This is a genomic window from Cohnella sp. GbtcB17 (genome assembly GCF_019091135.1).
Classification (GTDB): Bacteria; Bacillota; Bacilli; order Paenibacillales; family Paenibacillaceae; genus Cohnella.
On sequence record NZ_JAGXJW010000048.1, the window covers coordinates 28163 to 53912 of the forward strand.

General features: G+C 59.2%; 23 protein-coding genes. All 23 read right to left on the reverse strand.

Features of this window, described 5'->3' with window-relative positions; genetic code table 11:
- Positions 1-49: 49 nt before the first annotated feature.
- Positions 50-1093, reverse strand: a complete 1044-nt coding sequence (locus KVT38_RS23775; protein ID WP_217596235.1) for a glycosyltransferase — start codon at positions 1091-1093, stop codon at positions 50-52.
- 66 nt (positions 1094-1159) lie between these two features.
- Positions 1160-1969, reverse strand: coding sequence for a flagellin N-terminal helical domain-containing protein (locus KVT38_RS23780; RefSeq protein WP_217596236.1), 810 nt, complete (start codon positions 1967-1969; stop codon positions 1160-1162).
- A gap of 103 nt (positions 1970-2072) precedes the next feature.
- A complete protein-coding gene (gene csrA / locus KVT38_RS23785) occupies positions 2073-2327 on the reverse strand; it encodes a carbon storage regulator CsrA (RefSeq protein WP_217596237.1) in 255 nt (84 codons plus the stop codon).
- Entirely contained in the window at positions 2327-2755 is a 429-nt protein-coding gene (gene fliW / locus KVT38_RS23790; RefSeq protein ID WP_217596238.1) for a flagellar assembly protein FliW, read from the reverse strand. Before fliW ends, csrA begins: the two co-directional genes overlap by 1 nt.
- 113 nt (positions 2756-2868) lie before the next feature.
- Positions 2869-3435 carry a DUF6470 family protein gene (locus tag KVT38_RS23795; protein WP_217596239.1) on the reverse strand — a complete coding sequence of 189 codons (567 nt, stop codon included), beginning with the start codon at positions 3433-3435 and terminating at the stop codon, positions 2869-2871.
- A 30-nt stretch (positions 3436-3465) separates the two neighbouring features.
- On the reverse strand, positions 3466-4362 hold the full coding sequence (flgL, locus tag KVT38_RS23800) for a flagellar hook-associated protein FlgL (protein WP_217596240.1): 897 nt from the start codon (positions 4360-4362) through the stop codon (positions 3466-3468).
- 47 nt (positions 4363-4409) lie between these two features.
- Positions 4410-5978 (reverse strand): flagellar hook-associated protein FlgK, encoded by a 1569-nt coding sequence (flgK, locus tag KVT38_RS23805; RefSeq protein ID WP_217596241.1) that lies wholly within the window; start codon positions 5976-5978, stop codon positions 4410-4412.
- 27 nt (positions 5979-6005) lie between these two features.
- On the reverse strand, positions 6006-6512 hold the full coding sequence (locus KVT38_RS23810; protein WP_217596242.1) for a flagellar protein FlgN: 507 nt from the start codon (positions 6510-6512) through the stop codon (positions 6006-6008).
- A gap of 11 nt (positions 6513-6523) precedes the next feature.
- A complete protein-coding gene (gene flgM, locus KVT38_RS23815; protein WP_217596243.1) occupies positions 6524-6805 on the reverse strand; it encodes a flagellar biosynthesis anti-sigma factor FlgM in 282 nt (93 codons plus the stop codon).
- A 111-nt stretch (positions 6806-6916) separates the two neighbouring features.
- Complete coding sequence (locus KVT38_RS23820) at positions 6917-7333, reverse strand: TIGR03826 family flagellar region protein (protein ID WP_217596244.1); 417 nt, start codon at positions 7331-7333, stop codon at positions 6917-6919.
- A 113-nt stretch (positions 7334-7446) separates the two neighbouring features.
- Complete coding sequence (locus KVT38_RS23825; protein WP_217596245.1) at positions 7447-8217, reverse strand: ComFC family protein; 771 nt, start codon at positions 8215-8217, stop codon at positions 7447-7449.
- On the reverse strand, positions 8214-10484 hold the full coding sequence (locus KVT38_RS23830; RefSeq protein WP_217596246.1) for a helicase-related protein: 2271 nt from the start codon (positions 10482-10484) through the stop codon (positions 8214-8216). The genes KVT38_RS23825 and KVT38_RS23830 overlap by 4 nt, the downstream gene beginning before the upstream one ends.
- A gap of 167 nt (positions 10485-10651) precedes the next feature.
- Complete coding sequence (locus KVT38_RS23835) at positions 10652-11167, reverse strand: hypothetical protein (RefSeq protein WP_217596247.1); 516 nt, start codon at positions 11165-11167, stop codon at positions 10652-10654.
- 321 nt (positions 11168-11488) lie between these two features.
- The gene (locus KVT38_RS23840) at positions 11489-12853 is read right to left on the reverse strand and encodes a dicarboxylate/amino acid:cation symporter (RefSeq protein WP_217596248.1); all 1365 of its coding nucleotides are present in this window, start codon (positions 12851-12853) and stop codon (positions 11489-11491) included.
- A 28-nt stretch (positions 12854-12881) separates the two neighbouring features.
- Positions 12882-13610, reverse strand: coding sequence for a TlpA family protein disulfide reductase (locus KVT38_RS23845; protein WP_217596249.1), 729 nt, complete (start codon positions 13608-13610; stop codon positions 12882-12884).
- Between the two features lie 95 nt (positions 13611-13705).
- On the reverse strand, positions 13706-17308 hold the full coding sequence (locus KVT38_RS23850; RefSeq protein WP_217596250.1) for an S-layer homology domain-containing protein: 3603 nt from the start codon (positions 17306-17308) through the stop codon (positions 13706-13708).
- A gap of 54 nt (positions 17309-17362) precedes the next feature.
- A complete protein-coding gene (locus KVT38_RS23855) occupies positions 17363-18166 on the reverse strand; it encodes a hypothetical protein (protein ID WP_217596251.1) in 804 nt (267 codons plus the stop codon).
- 319 nt (positions 18167-18485) lie between these two features.
- Positions 18486-19220, reverse strand: a complete 735-nt coding sequence (locus KVT38_RS23860) for a response regulator (RefSeq protein ID WP_217596252.1) — start codon at positions 19218-19220, stop codon at positions 18486-18488.
- Positions 19210-20388: a sensor histidine kinase gene (locus KVT38_RS23865; RefSeq protein ID WP_217596253.1), complete on the reverse strand. Its 1179-nt coding sequence runs from the start codon at positions 20386-20388 to the stop codon at positions 19210-19212. The genes KVT38_RS23860 and KVT38_RS23865 overlap by 11 nt, the downstream gene beginning before the upstream one ends.
- Before the next feature lie 148 nt (positions 20389-20536).
- Positions 20537-23242, reverse strand: a complete 2706-nt coding sequence (locus tag KVT38_RS23870) for a stalk domain-containing protein (RefSeq protein ID WP_217596254.1) — start codon at positions 23240-23242, stop codon at positions 20537-20539.
- Positions 23243-23464: 222 nt separating this feature from the next.
- The gene (locus KVT38_RS23875) at positions 23465-23953 is read right to left on the reverse strand and encodes a VanZ family protein (RefSeq protein WP_217596255.1); all 489 of its coding nucleotides are present in this window, start codon (positions 23951-23953) and stop codon (positions 23465-23467) included.
- A 112-nt stretch (positions 23954-24065) separates the two neighbouring features.
- Positions 24066-25034 (reverse strand): copper amine oxidase N-terminal domain-containing protein, encoded by a 969-nt coding sequence (locus KVT38_RS23880; RefSeq protein WP_217596256.1) that lies wholly within the window; start codon positions 25032-25034, stop codon positions 24066-24068.
- Between the two features lie 21 nt (positions 25035-25055).
- Positions 25056-25283, reverse strand: a complete 228-nt coding sequence (locus KVT38_RS23885) for a hypothetical protein (RefSeq protein ID WP_217596257.1) — start codon at positions 25281-25283, stop codon at positions 25056-25058.
- Positions 25284-25750 lie beyond the last annotated feature (467 nt).

A 25750-nucleotide genomic window follows, 5' to 3' on the forward strand; every position in this document is an offset into this window, starting at 1 on the left:
TACTTTATTTATCGTTACATATCAATTAAATTTGAAGAGCTTTCCAAGATTAATTCAGGCGAGCCAGTGCCGGCGCGTATCCTAAATCGCCTGCATAACGATAGTAGCGATTCGCAAGGTCTCTTTGCCCGGTCACTTCGTAGAATACGCCTAGATTGTAAGCAGCTTTGTACGATCCGACGCCATCGACCGACGTATACTGGACGGTCTCGCCAATTTCCAATGCTTTTGAGAAATAGGCGGGAATCCCCTGGAAATCTCCGGTGTCCATCGCCAACAGCCCCAGGAGGAAAAACAAATCGGGAAAGCTGGGATACGACTGTTGTACGGGCTTCAGCAACGCTGCCGCCTCACCGGATCTTCCTTGCTCCTTTAACAAATAACCAAGCATAACAAGCATGACAGGATAGTAAAGGCGATCGACTTGGCCGCACTGAACGCTGGCTCTCAAATAATGCTCTGCCTTGCCCCAATCTTTAATGCCGTAATAGAGCTTGCCCGTTTGATATAACATATAACCGTCATCCGGGTGCGCGGCCAAGTGCTTTTCGTACAAAGGAATGTATCGCGAAGCCTTGTCCTTCTTCTCGTACTCCCCGGCCTCGTAACCATAATGAGCAATAATAAGAGGCAAGTCTTCAAAACTTGCCGGGGCGCCGTCGTAATACACATGCTCGTGAACGAAGCCCTGGAAAGCAAAGCTCCCATCGTTCGGATAAAACCGGACCATGCGATGCTTGCTGACCTCTTCGCCCATTACGTTTATAATTTGAACGCAGCCTGCAGACTTCGGATAGGCTGCTACGAATATTCGAATTTGTTCTTCCGTATCCGCGGGCAATTGCTCGTCCGCATCCAGCGCCAAAATGTAATCCCCCGTTGCCGCAGCGGCAGAGGCGTTTCTGGCAGAAGCAAAGTCATCCGACCACGGAATGGATACCACCTTAGCACCTAACGTTCGCGCGATCTCCATCGTTCGGTCGGTCGACCCCGTATCAGCTACGATGATTTCATAGGAAGCAGGAACACTATTTAACGCACGCGCCAGATTTTCTTCCTCATTGCGCACGATCAAGCAGACGCTGATTTTCATTTTCCACCTCTAAAGGAAAAGAGCTCATTACGTAGTAATGAGCTCTTTTCTTGATTCGCGTAATGATTAGCGGAGCAGTTGCAGTACGCTTTGCGGCGCTTGGTTGGCTTGAGCCAACATGGACGTAGCAGCGGATTGCAGAATGTTCAGCTTCGAGTAAGCCATCATTTCCTTCGCCATGTCGGTATCGCGTACGCGGGATTCTGCAGCTTGCAGGTTCTCGGTCGTAGCGCCCAGGTTGTTGAAGGTGTGCTCCAGTTGGTTCTGAACAGCACCGAACTGCGAACGAGCCTTGTTGACCGCACCGATGTCCGTGTCGATCTTAGCCAGAGCCGCGCTTGCGTTAGCAAGGCTGGACAGGTCTGCGCCAGCGATTTGCAGGTTGGACAGTTGTACGTTTTGCAGCGATACCGTAACCGTGTTGCCACCTACGTCGCCGATCTGGATCGTTACGCCGGTCGTTTGGTTCAGTACCTTGATGCCGTTGAAGTTCGTTTGGTTCGCGATGTTGTTGATCGCCGTGCTGAGCGCCTTGAATTCAGCGTTGATCGCAACAAGGTCGGAAGCGTTGTACGTGCCGTTGGAAGCTTTGACAGCCAGTTCCTTCATGCGGGAAAGCATGTCGGAAACTTCGCTCATCGCGCCTTCAGCGGTTTGTACGAGGGAGATGCCGTCTTGCGCGTTGGATTGAGCTTGGTTCAGCGCGCGGATTTGCGTACGCATTTTTTCCGAGATCGAGAGGCCGGCTGCATCGTCAGCTGCACGGTTGATCTTGAAGCCGGAAGACAGCTTTTCGCTCGACTTGCCTTGAGCGAGGTTGTTGGATTGCAGGTTGCGATGAGCGTTCATCGCATTAAGATTGTGGTTGATGATCATTGCTTGTTCTCCTCCTTGGATGGTGACCGCTCACTTCCGTGTGAGCTCTCAAAATATATATCGGCAGATATCGACCGCTTTTTATAGCTGTCGGCAATTTTTTTTACGATTCCGGATTACGAAATTTATCGAGCGATGCTGCGTTCAAATTCTTCAGCTTTTGCAGCGCGCCCGGCGAAGCGACCGCGTCTTTATTGCTCTCCCTGATCGCCTCAAGAATCTCTTGCCGGTAAACTTTGATCTGTGGAGGCGCATTGATGCCGATTTTCACTTGATCCCCTTCGACGGCCACGACGACGATCTCAATGCCATCCCCGATCAAGATCGATTGCCCTTTTTTCCGCGAAAGAACGAGCATCAGCGATCACCTTCTTTGACCGGAGATCCGATGGGCATTTTAGTCGTATACGGCTTGTCCGAGGATAAAACCACTTGTCGGCCAAGCAGCTTATCTACATTGATGACCAATGGGGCCATTAAATTAATCGTCGAGGTATCAAACGGATCCCCGATCCTCACGATCGCCATCACGACCACTTCCTCCGGCGTAGTTGCTTCTATATCCTGTATGTCCTGCTCTTCGATTTTAAATTCGTAATCCGCGCAAAACTGAAAGGGGTCCGCGACCAAAAAGCCGACTTCTTCTTCCGTGCTGCTCTGCAGATATGCAAAAGGAGTAATCGTCGCCGAATCATCGATAGGCAGCATTACGAATTCGTTCAGCTCGGGAAAGCCAAGAATGGAACCTCTCATCGAAATGGGCTTGTCATATAAATGTCTGAACACTCATATCTCCCCTTAATATCGAATCCAACATTTCCTTCAGATGAAAAAACGAGCTGTTCACGCGATGGCTACCGCGCTCACAGCCCTTAGATTACAGACAATAGACTTTGAATTCAAGCGAACCAATCGTACTGGCTCACCGAGATATGAATGGAATTCATCTGCCGGACATAGATCTCCGCCTTCTGCGGCGTGTACTGAATCTCCGGTTTGTTGACATGGTACGTAATCTGGGCGGGGTTGGCCGTTGTGTTGATCTCCGCGTCATGCGGCGTATAATTCACTTTTACGTTGAATAATCCCGCCGGACCGGCCGCTTGAAGCGTCTCTTTAGGGCTAAGGGCATTGGCCGCGATCTCCGCGACGGCGCTCGCCGGATTCGATATTTGCGCCATCCGGCCGCCCTCTTGCGCGATCTTCCCGATATTTTCAACAACCCGTTGCTTCATCTGATTCGCGATTCGGTCCGCGGTCTCAAGCACGCCGCCTTTCCCATAGGCCGAGTAGGCAGCCGAGCTGTCAATCGTGAGCTCCCCGCGCGGCTGACTGATCTGCACGTCCGCCTTAGGAGAGGAGATCTCCAACTGCCCCCGCGGTGATTGAATATCCAGTTTTCCACGCGGCGACTCGATGCCAAGGAGGGCAGGCGTCGTCTGAATGGATAAACGCAAAAATTCCACTCCGGGCACCCCCACGACTATGGCTTTCTATTATTTCAGGTAATCCACCAAGCTAGGCTGAATAATCTTCGCCCCTACGGAGAGAGAGGCCTGATACACATTCTGCTGGGTCTGAAGCTCCGTGATGGTAGCCGCCATATCGGCATCCTCTACCGTCCCGCTCAGACTGTTCAGCGTAACGTCAAGATCTTTGTTGCGGCTGTCCAGCATCTCGATCCGATTGGCCCTGGCGCCGACCTCGGACCGAATCCCCAGAAACGTATTCAGTCTCGTATCCAGTTTGCTCATCGTATTGCGCGCCGTCGCTGAGTCATTCGAATCGAAGGCATCGCGCAGCGTGCGCACGACGGTAAACAGATTGTCGGCATCCGTGGAAGAACCGAAAACCTTGTTGCCGGACATGTTCGTCGGAATCTCGACGCCCGGAGCCAAAGACAAGGTGATCTCGCCGTCGTCCGTATCCACCGTACCTGCCGTCGCTTCGGTATACGGCTTGGTCAGCGTCTGTTGACCGTTAAAAATATACTTGCCGTTCAACTGCTCGTTGCCGAGTGTCACCAGATTGCTATAGATGCCATCCATCTCTTTGGCGATGGCGACACGGGACTCGGGCGTACTCGTATCGCTGACGCCTTTGACGGTCAACTCTTTAAGACGCGAAACGAGATCGTTAATCTGTCCAAGTACAGTATCGACGTGATCGACGGCCGATGTGGCGGTCGTGAGATTGCGCTGAAACTGATCGTTCATGGCGATCTCGCTCCGGTAGCGGAGTGCGTAAGTAATCCCGACCGGATCGTCCGAGGGCTTGTTGATCTTGCGTCCCGTCGTCAACTGCTCCTGTGAATTGGTCATCGAGTTCAGGTTGTGGTTCAAATTGCGAACGACCTGTGACTGAATCATGCCTTGCGTCACGCGCAGGGCCATGGCAGGGTCCCCCTCTCTTGGTTAAAAGCTAACCTTCTATACTTACGTTAGCGGCCTACGGTGCCCATACCGTTGATAACCTTGTCCAACATCTCGTCGAATGTGGTCATCACTCTAGCCGCGGCATTGTAAGCGTGCTGGAACTTGATCATGTTCGACATCTCTTCGTCGAGCGATACACCGCTCACGGACTGTCTTCGAGATTCCACGTTGGTAAGCAGCGTCTCCTGGTTGTCCACTTGCCTCTGGGCATTCTGCGACTGCACGCCCAACTGGCCAATGACCGATTGGTAGAAGTCGTCCAATCTCCCTTGTGCGACGACGGGCACGGTGCCGCCGGGGCTGGTGAAAGTGAACTTCGTGTCTTTCAGATTGCTCATAAGCAATGCGAGTGTGTTATTGCCCGGTACGACCTTCTCGGGCGTTCCCGAGGTCTTCATCGACGACGCAATCAGGTCCGGCTTATCCTGGATTAGCGGATTAAGCGCAAACGTCGCCGCCGTGATCGGTCCACCGTCGGACGAAACAAAGAAGTCCCCGCCCGTCTGCAGCGGATCCTGGAGCGTATAACCCAGCTTGTGCAAGCCATTGATTCCTTTGACGGCCACCTCTAGCGGGCTGGATAAAAATCGGTTGCTGTCGCTGTATGTGGTACCGTCGAGCGTGACCCCGTTCGGGAGGACCGTTCCCGCCGGCAATGTGACTTTGAACTCGCCGTTGGCGAGCGTATTGGCCAGCGTATCCAGCTGGCTTTGGTAATCGGTAACGTAGCCGTCGCGGGACTTGAGCACGCCGTAGACTTCTCCGCTGGTCAGATCGCCGCCGCTGCCGCCGCCGTATGCAGACTCGAGGGAAGCCGAATCGACCGGAAAAGACGTAGCCCCTTGTACGAGCTGTACGCCGCCCATCGAGATCTCGTAACCTTGGTCCGTGTTCGTCACGTTAATGTTAATGATCTTGGACAACTTGTCGGTCAGCAAATCTCTTTGGTCCATCAAGTCGTTCGCATCGTCCCCATACCCGGTGATTCGGCTGATCTCCCGATTCAAATCCGAAATATTGGTCAGATAAGAGTTGATCTCGTTCGCCTTGGTCTCGATGTTGGCCGTGAGATCCGCCTTCATGTCGCCCAATTGCTTGCTCGTCAGATTGATCGCGTTCGTAAGCGCCATCGCCGTCTCGCGGACGATCTTACGGCCTGTCACGTTCTCAGGATCCTGAGCCAGGTCGGACCAAGAGGTCCAGAGCTTGTCGATCAAACTACGGATTCCGGTGTCGCTGGGCTCGTTAAAGACATTTTCGAGCTTGGACAGCGTATCGGCTTGAATCGTCCAATTTCCCACATCCATGCTCTGATTCCGATATTGCTTGTCCAAAAATTGCTCGCGGATCCGGGTAATCGAATCGAACTCAACGCCGGTCCCCAGTTGGCCGGGCGCCGTAGAATGGGTCATGCCGATCGCTTCGATCGGACGAGTGGCCTGCATATTGACCGTCTGGCGCGAGTACCCAGCGGTGTTGGCATTCGCGATATTGTGCCCGGTCGTGCTCAGGGCCGCTTGCTGCGTGAAGAGCGACCGCTTGGCCGTCTCCAATGTATGAAAAGTGGATCTCAACGCTATTCATCTCCTCAGCTTCGTATGCTATGCACGCGCGTCGAACACTCTTCGATACGACCCGCCCGAATAGCTCTGGGTTGCTGCGTCCGAAGAATAGGTGATCTCCTGCTCGAGAGGTCCGGCAATTAAATGCAGCTCGTAATCGATCCAATCCAACGATTGCTTCACGAGCAGTTGGTTGCGCTCGTTGAGCGTCTTGAGCTCGTCGTGCTTCGCCTTCAACGCCTTGGCCTGCTCCGTTAAGGCTCTCTTATCTTCCAATCGGGGGATGGCTTGAACGAGATCGGACAACGTACGGTCCGGTCTCATCCGCATGCCCAGCTCGGTCCAACATGCCGACGTCGCTCTCTCGATCTCCCGGTAGTGCTCTTCCATTCTTGCCGTTATGCGAAGTTCTCTCGAAGTCAGCGAGACGAGCTCCTCCACCTTGTTCCGGATGATGACGTCCGACTTATCTCGAGCAAGCGGAAGCATCTCGTCCAGCATGAAGCTCAGTTCTTCCAGCGCCGTCTTTAACAGTTGGAAACTCAAAAGAGTTCACCTCATTCTTGGGGTGGGATGGGGCGGAAGAAAGGCAGCAATCTCTCTGCCAGCTTCGAACTGTCGACATGATACGTACCCGTGGATACTTCCTTCTTCAAGCTCTCGATCCGTTCCGCGCGCTCCGCGCTCTGCGCGCCTTGGGCGCCCAGCAGCTCCTTCGCTTCCTCGGAGATTTGCACCTGGTCCTTGCGCTTCGGCCCCGTCTGGCTGCCCGGACGCACTTCGTTGTTATTCTGATAGGCTCTATAGGCGCCTATACGCTGCGTATCGTTGATTTTCATAATAAGACTCACCTCGGCGACTTGAAGTTTCAGCCCGAATAAATAAAAGACCGATAAACCGTTACAGGTATTATCGGCTACATCCCGTATGAAGTTAATAGAACGTCGTGCCTAATTCCGATCGTTAAATCGGTCTTTGATTCGATACGTGTTCTCGGATCCTGTCGAATCGGCGCCTTCGCTCTGCTTCCTGGCGCTGGTGGCGCTTCGGATCTCCGCCTGCAGCCGGCTGTGGCAGCTCGCGCACATGCCGCCTTCGCGAATGGGGGCGCCGCACATTTCGCAGGGGTAGTGCATGTTGACGGCGTTTTTGAGCGAGATACGTCCTTCGCGGATATACTTGGTAATCTGCTTGATGCTGACGCCTGTCGCCTCCGACAGTTCGTTGATCGTGGTGCCTTTGTTTTTTTTCAGATAGTCCAGGCAGCTCTCGTACTGCTTTTCGCCCTTGGCGAAGCATTCGTTGCATACCTCTCTAATATGGCGAGCGAACAGCTTGCCGCAACTGGGGCAATTCGCTAGATTCATGAGCAACCTCCGTCCCCGATCCGAGGATCGACAGCATTCGATATCGTCCTTTTATTGTAAAGGATACGGGTAGGTCATGTACACTTTTTATTGAAATTGGCACGCAAAGTCCATCATGTCCTAGACCAGGCGATCCCGTAGACTTCGGCGCCGGGCGCGGCTTGGAGAATCGCGCGGGCGCAATCGTTCATCGTACTCCCCGTCGTGTAGATGTCGTCCGCGATCAGGATCCGGAGCGAACGCTCCGGCTGCCGCTCGACGGCAAAACCTTCCACAGGCGCGAACAGTCCGCGCATGTCTTCAATGCGCCCGCGGCGCGCCTTGCCGCTCTGCTTGTCCGTATCCCGCGTCCGCTTCAGCAATTCACGGTACGGAATCCCGTACCAAGCGGACACCGCAGCAGCGATGCGCTCGGCCTGATTGAATCCCCGTTCCTCTAGCCTGCCCGGCGCAAGCGGAACGGCAGTGATCAGGTCGAAGGCGCCGCCGAAATCCGCCCGCAGCCGCTCCATGGCGCCCGACAGCATAGCGGCCATAATCTCGGCATACCGCTCCGCTCCCCTGTATTTGAAGTCGGCGAGCCAGCCCTTCATCTCGTCCCGATATTGCACGGCGCACCGTACGCCATTGAAATGCGTCAGCTTGCGGCGCAGGCAATCCCCGCATCGGCCGGGCCTGCCGCAAACGGGACACATCGGCGCCCAAATCCAAGGGATGCGGGTCGCGCAAGCGCCGCATAACCGGTCTAAACGCATTCTCGCCTCCGGATGCCACACCGGTACGGGAGAAGGAGCCGGCTCGCCGCGCACCTCGCGCAGACAAACCGGACATTGCCGAAGCACGGGATGAAGAAGTCCGTAAACGGCATGAAGCAAGCCCTTCATGAGCGGCCGCCTTGTCGACGGCTCGGCTTGAATACGCCGTTAAGGCGGCTGCCTAAGCGGATGCGCCGTTCGTCGCGCGGCAGGTCGAGCAAATACCCGCCGCTGCGCGCGAGCCGGTTCATCGCGGTCACCTGCCGGATCGCGCCGGCGAGCGCCCGGGTTCGATGCGCGGCGCAGAAGCAGACGCGGCCGTCCGGGTCGTCCGCCGAGCGACCGGCGCGTCCGGCCATCTGAACGAGCGCCGCCTCGTCGAACAGCTTGGCGTGGGCGTCGAGGATGAAGACGTCGCTGCGCGGAACGGTGACGCCCCGCTCGAGAATCGTCGTCGTCACGAGCAAGCGCAGTTCTCGCTCGCGAAAAGCCATCACTTTATCCCGGCGCCCGTCGTCTTGCGAGGAGGTGCCGTCGATGCTGGCCGCCGAAATGCCCCAGCGCGGCGCTTGACGGCGAAAGAGCGCGACCAGCGCTTCGATCTGCTTGATGTACGGCACGAAAATAAAGACCTGGGCGCCGCGCGCAAGCGACGCGCCGATGCGAGCGTATAGCGCCGACGCTTGTCTGCCAGCTATGCGGGAGCTAAAGTCGCGCGCTTTTTTCGCATCGTCGGTTAAGCCGCCGCTGCTCCACCGCTTCATCGGCGCCATAATATAGACATGCGGCACGGGCAGCGGATGCCGGTGGTAACGGACGGGAACCTTCGCGCACGGCAGACGACCGAAGCTGACGGCACGGCGCATGGCTGCAGGCGGCGTCGCGCTGAGCAGTACGGTCGCGCCGTCGGGTTTGCGGGCGGCTGCGGCGGCATAGTGAAGCATCGGGTCCCCGTGGTAGGGAAACGCATCGAGCTCGTCGATCAGCACGAGGTCGAAGGCTTGCCCGAAGCGCATCAGCTGGTGCGTCGTCGCCAGCGTCAGGTCGGCCTGCTGCCATCGGTCCCCGCTGCCGCCGTACAACACCGCCATGCTTCGGCTGGGAAACGCCTTCGCCAGCCGCGGCGCCAGCTCGAGCACGACGTCCCGGCGCGGCGTCGCGAGCAAGGCGCGGCCGCCGGCGCCGAGCACCGCGTCCAGAAGCGGAAAGATCATCTCGGTCTTGCCGGCTCCCGTAACGGCCCATAACAGAAAAGAACGCGGCTGTATGGCTAATGGATCGCCATACGGCGCATCAAGCCGCGCTGTAGAGCGCTCGGAGAATTTGCCCCTCTGTAGCGACCCAGCATGAAAGTTGAGGCTAGTGCGGAGGCGATCCATCGATAGACGCCAAAATCCGGACGCATCCCGGCCTGCTGTTCGGGCCCGCCCGCTCTCCGCCAGCAGGAAGCGCACCGCCTGCTCCGAGGCGGCCCGCTGCGCCAGGCTGAGGCCCCAGCGCGCGCATACGTCCGCCGCAAGCGGCCCGGCGGCTGCCGCGGCCGCCCCGAGCGGCGAAGCCGCCGGCGCCGGGCCGCGCACGAGCAGCCCGCACGCGCGGCTGCGGCCCAGCGCCAGGCACGCCTCGCAGACGGCGCAGGCGGCGCTCCCGCAGGAGGCGCACGCAGTGCGCCTCAGCGCGGCTTCGCCGCTGCCGCATCGCCGGCAGCGCAGGCGCCGTGCCCGCGGCGGCGCGCCGAGCGCGACCGCGGCGCCAAGCCGCAAGACGCCGAACAGCGCGCCCAACTGTAGCAAGCCCGGCAAGCCAGTGCCTAGCGCGATGCCGGGCGCGCGATCGGCGAGCAGCGCCGACGCTTCCGCCTGGAGCAGCGAACGCCCTTCCATCAACGGCACGAGCACCCGAAGTCGCATTGCCTCTAGTTTCCCGGCGGCTGCGCCTCTCCCGTACTTACCGCCGGACAAAGACGACAGCAGCTCGCAGCCTTCCTTGGCGGCTCCTGCCGATGCGCCGAGCCATTCGCTCCCTTCCCGCCGACCGCGTCCAAGCCCCAGCCACAGCTCCCCAAGCTTCGCATATTTGCCGCCTGCCCCTGCCGCATCGCCGCACAAGCGCTGCAACAACGCCCCCACCTCCGCCTCGCCCTGCTCTCGCCTCCCCGTAAGCGCCGCCTGCAGCTGTCCGCACGCAGCCTCCGCCTCACCGAGTGGCAGCGCCCGCTTCAGCTTCACGATCGCCCCCGTCGCCCGCGGAAGATCCGCGGCCGCCGCCCCCCATCCTTCGGCTACTCCGTGCCGATAGTCCGGATCGAGCCAGACCCCTTCATCCGTCTCCCAATCCACCGTGTACCTCGCCTGCCACCCCGTTTGCAGCCGTACCGCGTATACCGTCGCCTTCATGCCGCGCCTCCTCCTTTTTCCGAACGCAAAAAAGCACACCGCCTCGGCCCCGTTAGGCCTATAGCGAGTGTGCTTCACCCGTTGCTTGCTGTCATTTCCTAGATACAACTGTCGCTTCCGGCTGGCGCCATACGCACGTTCCGCGCCGAACCGCTCGTTTCCCACCTTTATTGTAGCCGATCGGAAACGGATGTCAATTCCGAACGTCCCTCATCCACGCTCTCGCTCTCACGGTCCCCGTCGCCGTCGCCGTCAAAATTCCCACCGACGCTTCCGCTCCGCGGCAGCTCCATCCACACCGTGTCCGGCCCGTTCCACGCCTCTGCATACGCCGTCTTCGCCTCTTCCCAGCGCCTGCGCCCCGTCGCGTAATCTTCGCCGGTCTCGGGCAGCTGGCGGATCAGGCTCACGCCCGCTTCCGTGCGCACAAGCTTTTCCACGATCGACGCGGTGCCGTCCGCCGCCTCCGGCTCGAGCAGCACGGTAATGCCGACATCGGTCCCCGACAGACTGCCTTGATAACGGAGCGAGCGAATCACCCACTCGATCTGATCCTCGTGATTGCCCGCGACGATGACGTAGTGCCGCTTCGCGACCGGTCTGCGCCAATGTCTCAGCAGCCGGTAGGCGCAAGCCGCGGCGACCGCATAGCAACCTGCGATCCACAGCAGCAATCCGATCACAGGAGCCACCTCCTTCGCATGAACTCGGCGGCCCCCGTCCCCGTATCGCCCGAGACAGTCCTTCCTCTTGTGAAAAGGCCGCGCCGCTATGCGACACTATATGCCGACCGGCACGCAGCGGTTCCCTCGTCTGTCTCTCCGAGTACCGGCCCCGGACGGTTGACCCGCACCGTTACCCCGGACGGCCGCCCCGAACAGCCGCCCCAAACGACTGCTCCGGCGCACACTCGCCCCGCCCCCAATAAAAGAGCCTCCGCCCTGCCGCAACCGCAGCAAGCGAAGGCCCCCATAAAACGTCAGGCAAAATTAATTACGCCAGCCTCACGCCGGATTCAGCACCAGATCCTCGTCCTCGTCGCGGTTAAACGCTTCGCGGTCGAACTCCCCTTCGGCATTCGCCACGAGCAGCGAGGTGACGGTCGTGCCCGTCGCGTTGACGGCGGTGCGGCCCATATCGATGAGCGCTTCGTCGCCGGCGACGATGCCGATGCCTTCGAGCGGCAGGCCGAGCGCGGTCAGCACGACCGTCGTGGAGATGACGGCCGGTCCCGGCACGCCCGCCACGCCGATCGAAGAGATGATGCTGACGAGCACGAGCACGATATAATCCGTTCCCGTCAGGTCGATGCCGTACACCTGCGCGGTGAACACCGCCACGATCGCGGGCCAGATGCCGCCACAGCCGTTGAAGTTGACCGAGGCGCCGAGCGGCGCGACAAAGCTCGCGATTTTGTCCGATACATGCAGACGCTTGGTGATGACCTCCAGATTGACCGGGAGCACCGCGAAGCTGCTGCGTGTCGTGAACGCGACGGCGATCGTCGGATAGATCTTTTTGAAGAAGCGAATCGGGTTGACCCGCGCCACGAGCAGCACGAGCCCGCCGAACACGAGCACGAAATGAACGATCAGCGCCACGTAGGAAGTGACAATGACGCTTCCGAGCTCCTGCAGCGTTTCCCAGCCGTACCTGGCCGTGATGCCCGCGATCAGCGCGAATACGCCGTAGGGCGTCAGGCGGATGATGAACTTAACGACCTGGTGCAGCACCTGCGTCAGCGAAGCGATCAGCTCGCGTACCGGACGGACGGCCTCCGCGTTCCGCGAGCCGACCTTGATGATGGCCACGGCGATGAACAGCGCGAAGATGAGTACCGGCACGACTTTGCCGTTGGCCGCTTCAAGCACGGGGTTGGAGGGCACGAGATCGAGGATGACCTGGGAGAACGTCGGAATCTCTCTCGCCTCGAAGCCTTCCGGCACCGCTTGCCGGATCCCCTTGCCCGGGTTGAACAGCAGCGCGATCAGCAGCCCGATGATCGAGGCCACGCCGGTCGTGCCGAGGAACCAGGCGAATGTTTTGAAGCCGATTTTGCGCAAATACTCGAGACTGGTGAGCGAAGCGATGCTGTTCAGCACAAGCACGAACACGAGCGGTATGACCAGCATCTTAATGAGGCTGACGTAGATGCTCCCGAACGTGGTGATCGCTTTGGTGTCCAGGTCCAGATTTTGCAGCAGAATGCCTGCGAGCAGGCCGAGCACGAGTCCCGTAATGACGCGAAGGCCGAAGCCGATGCGTTTGCGGGCCATAAAGTACAGGATGAAAAATACGAAAATCGAAACGACGAAGCTGTACCAGTTCGTCTCGATCGCGGAGAGCAGATTGTTGTCTACGCTGTTCATAAGGTTGATCATCTCTTCCCGATTATTGTCATTCGACGAGCGCTTCGAGAACCGAACGCATCTCGTCTTCCTTCATCGTGCCGAGCTTCCTGTAGGCGATGCGCCCTTCCCGGTCCACGAATACCGAGACAGGGATGGACGTCACGCGGTAAGCTTTGGACACGCTTTTGTCCGAATCGAGCAGCACTGGAAAAGGGTATTCGCCCTTGGCGATGTACGCAGCAACCTTGTCGCGGTCCTCGCCGATATCGACGGCCACGATCGCCAGATCTTCGCCTTCGAAACTGGCGTGCACCCGCTTCATGGCGGGCATCTCCTTCTTGCACCATTTGCACCAGGTCGTCCAGAAGTTCAGGTAGACCGCCTTGCCGCGCAGATCTTGCAGCGAGACGGAGTTGCCGTCCAGGTCCTTCAGGGTAAAATCGGGCGCTTCCTCCAACAGGTCTGCCTCCGATTGCCGCACTTCGATTTCCCGCGCTTCGGTCTGCTGCGTCTCCGACTGCCGCCCTTCCGTCTGCTGCGTCTTCGACTGCTGTGCCTCGGCCTGCTGCATCTCCGACTGCTGATTCACCGGCTGCTGTGCATCCGACTGCTGCGTGCCCGGCCGCCCGTCATTTCCTTGCCCGTTAAGGCGCGCCTGCCGGTCCTGCAGAACCTGCGCGTAGCCGCCGCCTCCCTCGTCGAAGTCGCTAGATACGTACAAGGCCGCGCCCAAGAGGACGAGTGCGGCGAAGAGGATCGCCCATTTGTTTTTCATCGTAAAAGCCGCCCCTCTCCCCGCTCACCTGCGTCAACACGGGCGGAATGGACGGCCATCGGCCGCCCATCCCGTTCCTTGCTTATTCAGGTCGATCACTTGGCGAGCAAATTGTAGAGCACCTGCGCGACCTGCGCGCGCGTCGATGCGCCCGTCGGATCGAGCTTGCCTCCGCTGCCCGCCACGACGCCGCTCTCAACGAGCGCCTTGAACGCGTCCTGCGCATAGCCGGCGATCGCACCGGCATCCGCGAATGCGGTCACGGTCGCGCCCGTCTTGGCCGCCGGCAGCTCGCCGAGCACGTTCAGCGTGCGGTAGAGCAGCGTGAACAGCTCTTGCCGCGAGATCTCGCTGTTCGGCGCGAACTTGCCGCCTGCGCCGGTCGCGATGCCGAGTCGCTTGGCCGCCGCGAGGTAGCCGGTGTAATACGCGTCGCCCGCATCCGCAAAGTTATCCGCCGCATCGGCTTCCGGCGCGATGCCGTAGGCCTTGAGCAGCAGCGTCACGAATTGGCCTCTCGACACGGTCGCGCCCGGGCTGTAGTGCTCGGCGTCCGTGCCGGTCGTAATGCTGCGTGCCGCCAGAAATCCGACTGCGTCTCCATACCACGACGAGGCCGCGACGTCCGCGAAGCTCACCGGATTGTAACCGACGATGTATTGAGAGAAGTGTGTGGTCGTAAATCTGACTTCGCTCGCGGCCGCGTCGAACTTGCCGCGCACCGTCTCGAGCTCGCCCGTCGTCTCGTTCACGTAGTAGACGACGATCGCGTTCGCGGACTCTGCGCTCTTCAGCGTGTACGGCAGGCTTACGTTCACCTTGCCGCCGTCGAAAGCGGATACGTTCGCTTCGCCCGCAGTGACCGCCAGATCGTATACCGGACGGTCGCCGAGCGCTTGCTTGCCTTCTTCGGTCAGCTCGGACTTCGTGATTTGAACGCCGACGTCGCCCGTCCCTTCGGCCGAGCCGATGGCGGCAAACGCCTTCGCGTCGAACGCGATCGCGCCGAAGCCCGCGAAGTTGATCCTGATCTCTGCCTTGGTCGCGCCGGCGAGCGCCTTCAGCGCATCGCGCGGCAAGGTCAGCAGCCCCGACTTCGTGTCCGCGCCGGCTTCGATTGTGAGCTCGATGACAGCCGTCTTGCCTGCCGTCTCGGCTTTTTTCGCGCCGTCGACCAGGCCTGCGATCTCGGTCGCCGAGACGGACGCGGAGGTCAGGCCGCTCGTCGCGTCGTACTTGGCGGCAAGCTTGGCTGTGACGACGGTCTTGCCGTCATTCGCGCCGGATCCTTCCGGCGGAGCGGTTGGCGTTGGCGTCGGTGTCGCCGTGTATGGCGGGACATAAGGCGCCACGTACGCCGGCACCTCGACTTCGACGTCCGCGCTGGCGTAGTAGCCCGGCTTGGCTGCGGCGCGCACATGATACTTGCCGGCCGCAAGGCCCGTGATTGCGGAGCCGGTTACAGGCGTATAGGCAGTCGCGCCGTGCGCCTTGTATTCCAGATCGGCGGTCACGCCCGTGATCTGTCCGTCGTCGTTCGCCGCGCTCGTCGGCGCTACGCCTTGCAGACCGGTCGGCGCGTCCTGCGCCTGCTTGGTCGGCACGACGACGTCGACGGAAGGTCCGACGGCCAGCTTGTCGGTCGACGCATAACGCAGCGTGTAGGTGCCCGGCGAGAGGCCGGTCAGCTTGCCGCTTGCACCATTGCCTTCGATCTTGCTGTACACCGCGTCAGCCACGGAAGCATCCTTGTATTCCAAGCCTTCCGTAATGCCCGTGATCTGTCCGTCCTTGACGTTCGGCCCGCTCGGCGCGACGCCCGCGAGACCCGCCGGCGCAGATTGCTCGCCGAACTTCGGCACGGTCACGAGCGTGTCCGGGCTAGCGTTGATGCCGTCCTTCGCTTTGTTGCGCACGAGATAGTCGCCGTAGACGAGCCCCGTGATCGAAGGCACCGTTGCTGCCGTATAAGCATCTGCGCCTACTTTCTTATATTCCTGTCCAGCTGCCGTACCGTTGATCTGACCGCCGTACACGTCGCTCGATACCGACGTCGCGATGCCCTTCAGGCCTTGCGGCGCGGCCAGCTGCAGCGGCGTCGTGTTTTGCGGCACCGTGAGGCGAACCGACTGACCCGGCTTATACGCGATCTTGTCGTAGCTCTTCGTCGTCGAATTTTTCTTTTGCGCGCCGAAGATCGATCTGTAGCGGACGTCGTACTCGCCCGGCGCGAGGCGCCAGATCGACGAGCCCGTGACAGCCGTGTATTCCGTGTCGGACGCCTTCTTGTACTCCAGCGCCTTCCCTTCGACGCCGTCGATGCGGCCGTCCGTGCCGCCGAACTGCGAGGGCTCGACGCCGACGAGACCGGTCGGCAGCGCTTCGGTGCGGGACAGCACGCTGTTCAGCGCTTCGATGTAGTTCTGATAGGACTTGGTCGCATCCTGATCCTTAAACACCGTGTCCTTCCAGTTGTACATGAGCTCAATGTGGCCGAGGATCGGCGCGGCGTTGCCGTCCGCGTCCTTGTTGTCCTTGTTATACGTGAAGAAATAGGGCACTTGCAGACGAATGGCATCTACCTTCACGCCGTTGCTGTTCGTATAAAAGATGTTGGAGGTCGCTCTTGTCTCGTATTCCGCGCGCAGGTTGGTCAAATATTGCTTGGCCAGATCCACATACAGATAAGCGTACTTGTTCGCGCTGTCGCGAATCATCAGCTTGTCGTTATCGTGATAGTTGGCTTCCGGCTTTTGCAGATTCAGACCGGCGTCTAGGCGCGGGTCGAAAAAGTAAACCTTGTTTACGCCATACTTTTTCGCATATTCGTTAATGTACTTGACGGCCGCCTGCGTATTCGGGCACCAGGAGCCGCCGAACAGCAGCACGTAGTCGCCTTCGCTCCGCAAAATGCCGAGCAGCTCGTCGTAGGTCACGTGCTCCAGCACGAGGTCCTTGTCGGATTCGTCGAAAATCGGGCCTGCGACCGGCGCATAAAATGGCGCGTTGTGGTTGAAGCCCGGCGCGATCAAGTGGTAGGCGCTGATCGTGCTGTAGGCGCTCGCCTGACCGAACACGCTGCGGATCTCCGCTTTGTAAGCGTCGATCTTGGCCGGGTCCGCGCTGCCGTTTGACTTGAAGTCCGCCGCGACCGCCGCGCTCTTGAAGCCTGCGATGACCGGGCTTCCCTCACGGTCCTTGTTGTACACGAACACGTAAGTTTGATTTTGCACGTTCGCCGCATCCGGCGCGGTGCTCAGGAAGGAATTGATGAGATCGGTATATTTGTAGGCAAAAGGATTGGCGCTGTCCGCGATGTCCAGATCGTCCTTGCCGTCGAGGCGGGTGTCGAAGTTGTACACCTTCGAGATTCCCTTTTCCTTGGCGACCTGATTGATGTAAGCGATCTGCGCCTGGGTGGACGGGTTGGCCACGCCGCCGAAGACGACGGCATAGGTGCCCGGCGTTCTGAAGATTTGCGCGATATCCTCGTAGGTCGTCGTTTGGAACACATGCGATTCATTTTTCAGCGACGGGTACACGTCGTTAAAATAATCGTAATGGCCGGCACCGCTGCCGCTCGACGCGACGACGCCTTCCGGCGCTTGTTCGGCCGCGTGCGCCGCCAGTGCCGGGATCGCCACGAAGACGGCGAGCAGCAGAGCCACAATTCGTTGAGCTCTCCATTTCAATTTCAATCCGAACGCCTCGTTTCTGTATCTTTTCAAGTTAATTGGTAGGGTTGATGCGGCTTATGGGCAAATCTCTTCTTCCGGAGGGCAAATCTCGTCGGAAGAAGACGACGAGCCAGACGAGGCGGAAGCGGAGCTCGAGGAAGAGGCGGAGGCAGTCGTCGCGGACGCTTTAGGCGCTTCAACCTTTTTCACAAACGTCGTCGCCTTCGCAGGCGTTTCCTTCACAGGCGCGGCATCCGCAGGCTTTTCCGCTGCGGCGGAAGCTTGCGGAGCGGCGGTCGGCTCAGGCGCCTTGGTTGCCTGCGCGGTCGTCACGACAGACGGCTTCGCCGTGGGCGCCGGCGTCGCTTTAGGCGCTGCCGTCGTCGGCTGAGCGGATTTCTCGGCTTGCGTTTGCACGGACGCGGTCTTCACGACAGCTGCGGCGGCCGCCTTATCGTTCGACTCGGCCGGCGCGGATTTAGCTGCTTTGGATTCGCCAGGCGCCGCGGTCGGCGCAGGTTCGTTTGCCTTCAGGTCGGCCGCTTTGACGTTTGCGCCGTCATTGGATACGGCCGCAGCTTCTACGACTTCGCCGGAGGCTTCCGCTACCGGCGCAGCAGCCTCGCTTGCCGGCGCTGCCGAAGCTTCAGGCGCAGCCGTTTGCGGTTCGGCAGCCGGCGCTGCGGCTTCCGCTGCTGGCGCAGCAGCCTGCTGCTCGGGCGCAGCCGTCGCTTGCGGTGCCGCCGCCTGCTGTTCCGGCGCGGATGCGGCAGCCTCCGTCTTTTGATTGGCCGCAATGGCCGCATAGGTCAGCCCGCCGAATACGACGGTAGCTGCGACCACGGAGATCGCCAGCTTGGATAGCGCGAATTGTTTCATTTCTCAATCATCCTCCCCTAATGTTCGAGCTTTGTTCGAAACAAAAAAAGATCCAACCTAAGCGCCCCCAAGCGCTTCGGTTGAATCTCCGGCTGTCCAGTCGATTCGATCTTTTCCTATTTCGCCAAACCTTCGTTTCATTAAATTCATATTATATCCATAATCCCGACCTGTCAACTAGAGATTAAAAATGCAATCAAAAAAACAGACGCCGTCCGTATGATCGATCAACGGATGGCGCCTGAGCCGCTTGCCATATGTATGATTCCTGCTGCTGCGAGATTGCGAGATTACGAGGTTGCAAGATTGCGATATCGATTTACAGCGTCACCCAGCCGAACTTGATCGAGTTGATGACGGCTTGCGTGCGGTCGTCGACTTCCATTTTCTGCAGAATGCTGCTGACGTGGTTCTTGACCGTCTTCTCGCTGATGAACAGGCTCTCGCCGATGTTCTTGTTGCTCTTGCCCTCCGCCATGAGGCGAAGCACTTCGGCTTCGCGGCGCGTGAGCGGATTGTTGCCCCGCGGCACGAACTTGGTGATCGTCTCGCGGCTCGCCGCAGCGCCCGAAGCGGCGCCGATCTCATCCAGATACGTCATGCGGCGCAACTGATTGATGAGCTTGCCGGTGACCTTCGGGTGGATGTAGGCATGGCCGTTCGCGACCGTACGGATCGCCTCGACGAGCGACTCGGCCTCCATGTCCTTCAGCAGGTAGCCGGTGGCACCCTTGCGCAACGTCTCGAACACATAGCTCTCGTCGTCGTGGATGGACAGGATGATAACCTTGATCTCCGGGAAAATGTCGCGCAGCTTCTCCGTCGCAATGACGCCGTTCTCCGTCGGCATGTTAATGTCCAGCAGGACGACGTCCGGCTTTTGCCCGTTGCAGAACTCCAGCACCTGGATGCCGTCCCCGCACTCGCCAATGACCTCCAGGTCGGGCTCCATGTTCAGGATGCGCTTGAGACCCTCGCGGAACAGTTGGTGGTCGTCGGCAAGGAGGACTTTAATCTTGCGGCCCGAGGCGATGTTCGAATTCTTACTCTCCATTAATGTCCAACTCCTTCCGCACTTCGGCTTTGATCGGTACTTGTATGGTTATCGTGGTGCCCTGCCCAATGGCTGAATCGAAGACGATATCCCCCATCAGCAGATCCACGCGTTCCTTCATGCCCATGAGTCCGAACTTGGCATTCTTCTTCGCCTGCGCTTCCGCCAGATCGGTATGGAAACCTTTGCCGTTGTCCTTGATGACCATCCGGATCGTATCCTCCAGATAGGCGATATCGAGCGACATGTACGACGCCTCGGCATGCTTGAAGGCATTGTTGAACGCCTCCTGCACGAGCCTGAACATCGCGGCTTCCAGCGCGGTCGAGATTCGCTTCTCCCGCCCGCTCGTCTCGAAGACGGAACGGATGGAGGTGCGCTCCTCGAAGTCCTGCACGAATTTGCGAAGCGTAGGGACAAGACCCAGATCGTCGAGCGCCATCGGCCGAAGGTTAAATATGATTTTGCGAATCTCCCCCAGTCCCGAGCGTATTTGCGATTTCAAATCGACCAATTCGCTGCGTACCAGCTCCAAATCCTTCGTTTCCAGCATTCTCTCGGCAATTTCGGTCCGCAGTACCAGATTCGCGAGCGATTGGGCGGGACCGTCGTGAATCTCTCGGGCCATGCGCCTGCGCTCTTCTTCCTGGGCGAGTATGATCTTGAGACCGATGAGCTGCCGATTTTTTGCGGATTCGAGGATACGGGTGACCTGATTGAGATCGCCGGAGAAATAATCCAGCACGACGTTCATCTGCGAACCGATCATTTCCGCCCGCTCGATGGACAGCTCCACGTTGCGGACGCGGCTCTGCAGGTCGTCCCGGCGCGCCTTCAAATAATTCTCTTTTTCCCGGTACACCGTCAGATCCAGCTGCAGTTGCGTCGCCTTCTCGTAGGCGGACTTGATGTCCCTCTCCGTGAATCGTACGAAATCCCTGCTCACCTCAGTGAGCCGGATGCGCGATAGCTTGTAATCCCGTTCGAGGCCGTCGACCTTGTCGATCGTCTCGGAGGTCTCTCTGAGGACGTTCTCCAGTTCCTTGCTGAGCGATACAAGCTCGCGTCTCGCCGCTTCACAGATCTCGAATACTTGCATCTTGCTGTCTTCCATGACGCGCATCGCGTTCTGTATGACCCGGTCAATCTGTTCTACCCGGTAGTCCAATCGAGCAACTCCCCTCCGCGCCCTGTTCCGGACCGCCTCGCGTCGCGCGCTTCCAGCCCCGGCGGGCTTGAATGGAGACAAGGGATGCCTCCATCATACCATATTTGCACGCGACGTGGACGGGCCGGCTAGGTCTAGTAGCGCAAGATTAGCGAATTGTAATCGTCTTGGTCTTTTGGTCCCATCCGACCTTGCGGCCGAGCTCCGTGGAGACGACGCGCACGGGCACAAGCACCCTGCCGCTGCGTAGAATCGGCGACGCCGCGGCCGTCGCCCGGACGCCCGTATTGAGCAGGTCGGGCTTGCCGACCCACAGCTCGACGAGCTTGCCGCCGCCGGTAACGGTCGCCTTTTGCGCTGTTTGGTCCCAGCCGATATCCGCGCCGAGCGCGTCCGACACGAACCGCAGCGGCAGGTAGGTCGTGCCGTTCAGCAGCAGCGGCGCGATGTCGAGCGCTACGCTCTTGCCGTCTACCGTAGCGGACTTTTGACCCAATTGAAGCACGATATTGGACTGGGCGCCGTCTTCGACGGCCGCCGGGTATTGCAGAGACAGATTGTCAAAAGCAACCGAGCCCGTCAGCGCTCGTTCGTCCTGCCCCTCGGCCAGGTTGACGACATACAGCTTGGTCAGCGTCGCCGGATAAGTCAGACCGCTGCCCGCCAGGTCGACGCGAAGCTGCTTCCAGCCGCTCCAGTTGACCATCTTGGCGATGTCCACGAGCGCCTGCTTGCCGTCGGCGCCCTTGAACTCGGCGCGCAGCCAGTTGTTGGACTCGTCGCCGTAGACGTCCAGCGTCAGCGCGTTCGGCTTGCCCGTGATCGGCAGCCCCGCGCTGCCGTTTGGCAGGGCGTAGGCGAAGCGGTTGCCGGTGCCGGCCGTGAAGTCGTAGGTCAGCTGAAGCGCCTTGGACGACTCGCGCCCAGGCACGCCCGTGACGATCGCAGCCGTGCCTGTCGTCTCGGCCGGGAGCTTGTCGAACGTCACCGGATAAGTCGCGTTCTCGAACGTCTCGAAGCTCTTCTCCGCTCCCGCGCTCAGCGCGAACGCCGTCGAGAAACCGTCGTACCTGGCGATCGCGTAGCCGGTCTTCGTCCCCTCGCTGACCGTGCCGATCGTGATGACGCCGCCGCTCGCGGCAGCTGTTAAGCCCTTGAACTCCCATTTCACAGAATCCGCAGGCACTTCGAGGGTGCGTCCGTCCGCGAGCGTCGCCGACAACTTGACCGTGATCTTCGCGCCCGGCTCGAGCACCGTCGTATTCGGCGTCGCCTTCAGCTGATTAATCTGCGAGCCGCCGACGACTTCGATGCCGACTTTGTCGGTTGCCGCGCCCGCCTTGACCGTCAGCTCCCCGCTTCCCGCCTTCGACGCGGTCAGCACGCCGTTCGCGAAGGCGCCAAGCCCGCCGCTCACGCTCCAGCTAGGCGTCAACCCGGCAGCGTCGATCGGGTTGTAATACGTGTCGTACGCTTTAAGCGAATACGTCGCCTGCTGGCCGATGAACAACGTTTTCGGCCCGCTCGCCGCGATCCCCTTCGTCTCGCCTGCCGGCGCGGTCGTGAACACGCCGATGCCGTTGGCCACTGCCCGCTGCGTCGTGCCGAAATAGGTCGGATGCGCCAGCGTCGTCGCCGTCTCGCCGAGCGGACGCGTGATCATCGTCGTCGGACCGCCGCCGTCGAGGTTGACCGCCTTCCACACGCCGAGCGCCGTCAGAATTTTCTGGAATTCCGTCAGCGTCACGCCGTCATGCGAACCGTACTCTTCGACGGTCACGAGGTAAGCCGTCTTGCCGTCCTGCGAGTAGGCGACCGCCGTGCGCGCCCGGTCCGCGGAGCCGCTGACGCCGCTGACGTCCCGGCTGAACGAAGACGCCTTGCCGCCGTCCATGAGCAGCGTATGCCCGCTCACGATCATCTGAAAGTCGCCCTCGCTGTACGTCTTGCCGTTCGTCTGCGATACGAGACTGTACGCGCTCGTCACCTGCGTGCCGACCGGCAGGCTGTTCAGGATGAAGTTGCCCGACTCTTTGCCCTTGTGACCGCGCAGAATGTAGCCGTTCGCCGGGATCGGCGTCTGGATCTGCACCCCGTCGCCGATCTCCGTCACGACGCCGTCCACAACCAGCGCCTCCATCGGCGTCGTGCCGCTGTTCGCCGGCCGGTTGGCCGCCGTCCAAGCGTTCGTGTACATGTACAAGGCGTTGACATGGCTGGGTGTCTTATCCGGATACGTCGTATAAGAGGAGTTGTTCAGTCCCGCCAGCGCGAACTTCGTCCCGTCGGCCGCCTGCACGCTGCCAGAGAACGCGAACCGATCGATGATCGGCGTCTTGTCCTTCGTCAGCGCAAAAGCGTACATCCCCTGCAGCTTCGTCGGCGCGACCAGCAACTGTCCCGAACGCAGCTCCGCCCCGAGCGGCGCGCCCTCGCTCGACGAGCCCGTGTTAAACACGTCCCCGTTCACCCCGGCTACCGCGCCCGTCGCCTTCGTCATCGCGCCGACCGACTGGCCGGTCGTGACGCTGCCGTTTTTCCCGCTGAGCGCATTCATCTGTACATACGGATTCGACAAATCGATCTGCAGCACATGGACGAGCTCCGTGCCCTTCTTGGCGTCGGACGGCACCCAGCTATAGTTGATCTGCTTCACGCCTGAGGTCACAATCGCCTCGTCGGACTTCACCAGCTTGTACGTAACCGCCGTCGCCGCCGAAGCGACGCCAGGCTGCCACTGCGCGAGCGGCGCCCACCCGGTGCCCGCGAACGAAGCGACGACAAGCGTCCCCGCCAACATTGGTATACTTACGACTCTAGCAGCTCTCAGAATGTTAAATTTCGATTCAGACATTAGTGGTAATACGCTCCCATGTTGTCATAGATTTGCGCGGGGCGGCACGGCAGCCGATTCCTTCCAAACTCCCAATACTTCCCCTCTATTAGTAGACTCCGTAATCTACAAAAAGTTACATGCGATAAGAGAATTATATAAATTTCGCGCGCACGGAAAATAAAAATAATCCCTGCCGGCGGTCCGGAGGGATCGAGTTTGTCGAGAAAGTAGCTTGAGCGATCAACGTGAAGCTGTTCTTAACCTTGGTCGCTTGAGGCGCCGATAGATCGCGATCACGACCAGTAGAAGGACCTGCCCGATCACGGCTCCGCTTATATCAACCATCACATCCAGCGGCGTCGGCGTCCGGTCCCCGGTGAACGATTGGTTCCACTCGTCTAGGCTGGCGAAGACCGCTACGATCAACAGCGCGCCAGGCACGCGAAGCATCAGCGTTCGAATCCACGGAACCAGCAATAGATGCGCCAACAAGCCCAGCATGAAGTACATGAACAGATGGGCGCCCTTGCGAAAAAGGAATTCGACGAAGCGGTACGGATCCTCCTTCGCATGAATGACACTGTGATTGTAACGGACCGTCACATCGGGCACGATCTGCTGCAGCTGGCTTTTCTCGATATGCGCCTTCATGAACGGAATAATACTCTGCTTCGAATAGGGCTGCGACGAAAAATCAAAAATCAGCAGCAGCCAGAGTACGAGTGGCACGGCGTACAGCAGCTTTTTCAGCGTAGCGATAAAAGTCTACCTCCTTGCGAAACAAGCTACTCCCGCTGTGCCGGCGGAGGCCGGCGTGGAAGTAGCTTGTATATTGCTCCTTCTATTGACTCTGTTTAAATTGCGCTTTTCCAGCCTCGATTTTCTCTTCAAAAGCTTTGCGATATTCAGTCAGTATTTCGGTACTATATCCATTTGTCGTCAGCTTGTTTTCCGTATCGGACAAAATCGACTCGAACTGGGCTTTGCAAGCGTTCAACTTGTTTACGCCTTTTTCCTTGAGTTCTGCTTGTCGTTCAGCAGTAGGCGCGGCATAGTATTGAAGGGCCAGGCTTAACAAATCACTGCCACAGCTTGTCTCCAATGTCTCCAACTGGCTCTTGGCGCTCGCGGTAATCGAGTCATAGCTCAGCTTGGCCGTCTCTCCGCCACTAGAACTGCCGTTGCTGCCGCTTCCAGCCTTGCCTTCCGTACCGCCGCCGCTCGCTGATCCTTCATTAGTGCTGCCACCGTTTGACTGCGCTTCCCTATACGCCTTAGATTCGCCCAAGACAGTTCCTGTCTTTGCGTCCCACAGCACAGTTGTTCCGACTGCTTCTGCGAAGAATCGAACCGGTACATAGATGGAGCCGTTCACATTAAAAGCTTGCTGCCCCACCGGCAATTTCTTCTCAACGCCATCGAACACCAGCTTCACAGCCGTAGGTACCAGCTTGACCTTAGCCGTCGTCGCCACCTGTCCTGACGATGCTGTCGCATTCGCCAGATACTCCTTTAACGCTACTAGCTGCGAAGATGTCGGCTCCGTGACCGTCACCATCTTCGACTTAACGTCATATCCAACTTGTTTCTGAAGCGCATAGGAGGCAAACCTTAGCGGTATGTACACCTTCGACTGATACATAAAAGCAACCTGCCCGGACGGCAGCGCCAGCTTCTTCCCGTCAAACTCCATGACGATCGGCTTCGATTCCACCGCGATCGTCGCCGATGCCGCAGACGCCGCGACCGGCACGGCTAGCAACATCGCTCCCAGCAGCGCTGCGGCTACTACGTTTCTTTTGCTCTTCACGTGACTAATCTCTCCCTTTTTCTACTCTGCCTGCCAAGCAGCCAGAATCTTCGACATCGCCGACAGTCTCGCCTGCGACTTTCCGCTATCGTATTCACTCTTCCACGTTGAGAGCTTGGTATCTACGACTCCTGCGTCCTTATATGCCTGCTCCGCTTGCGCCAGCGTACTGTTAAACTGCTTATCACAGCTCGCCTCTGCTGCGGCAACCTTGCCCAGGAACTTCTTCTGCAGGTCCGCAATCGACACTTCGCCGTCCCCCGACTTGGCCCCTGCAATATAAGACGTCACTTCTCCGGTTAAGTTGCTAACTTTTGCTTGGCAGCTGGAGCGGATAGAGGAGAATTTGGATTCGTAGCTGCGCTCGATTTCCTGCCGCTTGCTCGGATCCGGCTGCTCAGGCTTAGGAGAATTCGCTCGCGTCTGTGGAGCCGAACTAACATCCGAGTTACTGCCCTTGCTTGGTGCCGGGCTCGCATTTGGTATTGTGGCAGGCGGAGTCGTACTCGCTTCTGCACTTGCAATCGGGTTGTCTGTGGGCAAGGCTTCAGGTATTCCACTCGGTGCGGGACTGTCAGTCCCTATGGTTGTCGGAACCGCGGATACTGAAGCTGTCACTGCCGGGCTTGCAAATTCTCCGCTGTTATCCTTCGCGCACCCGACAATCGCAACTAGCATACAGAACCCAATCAGCCCGACGCCCCCAGAAAAGCGGG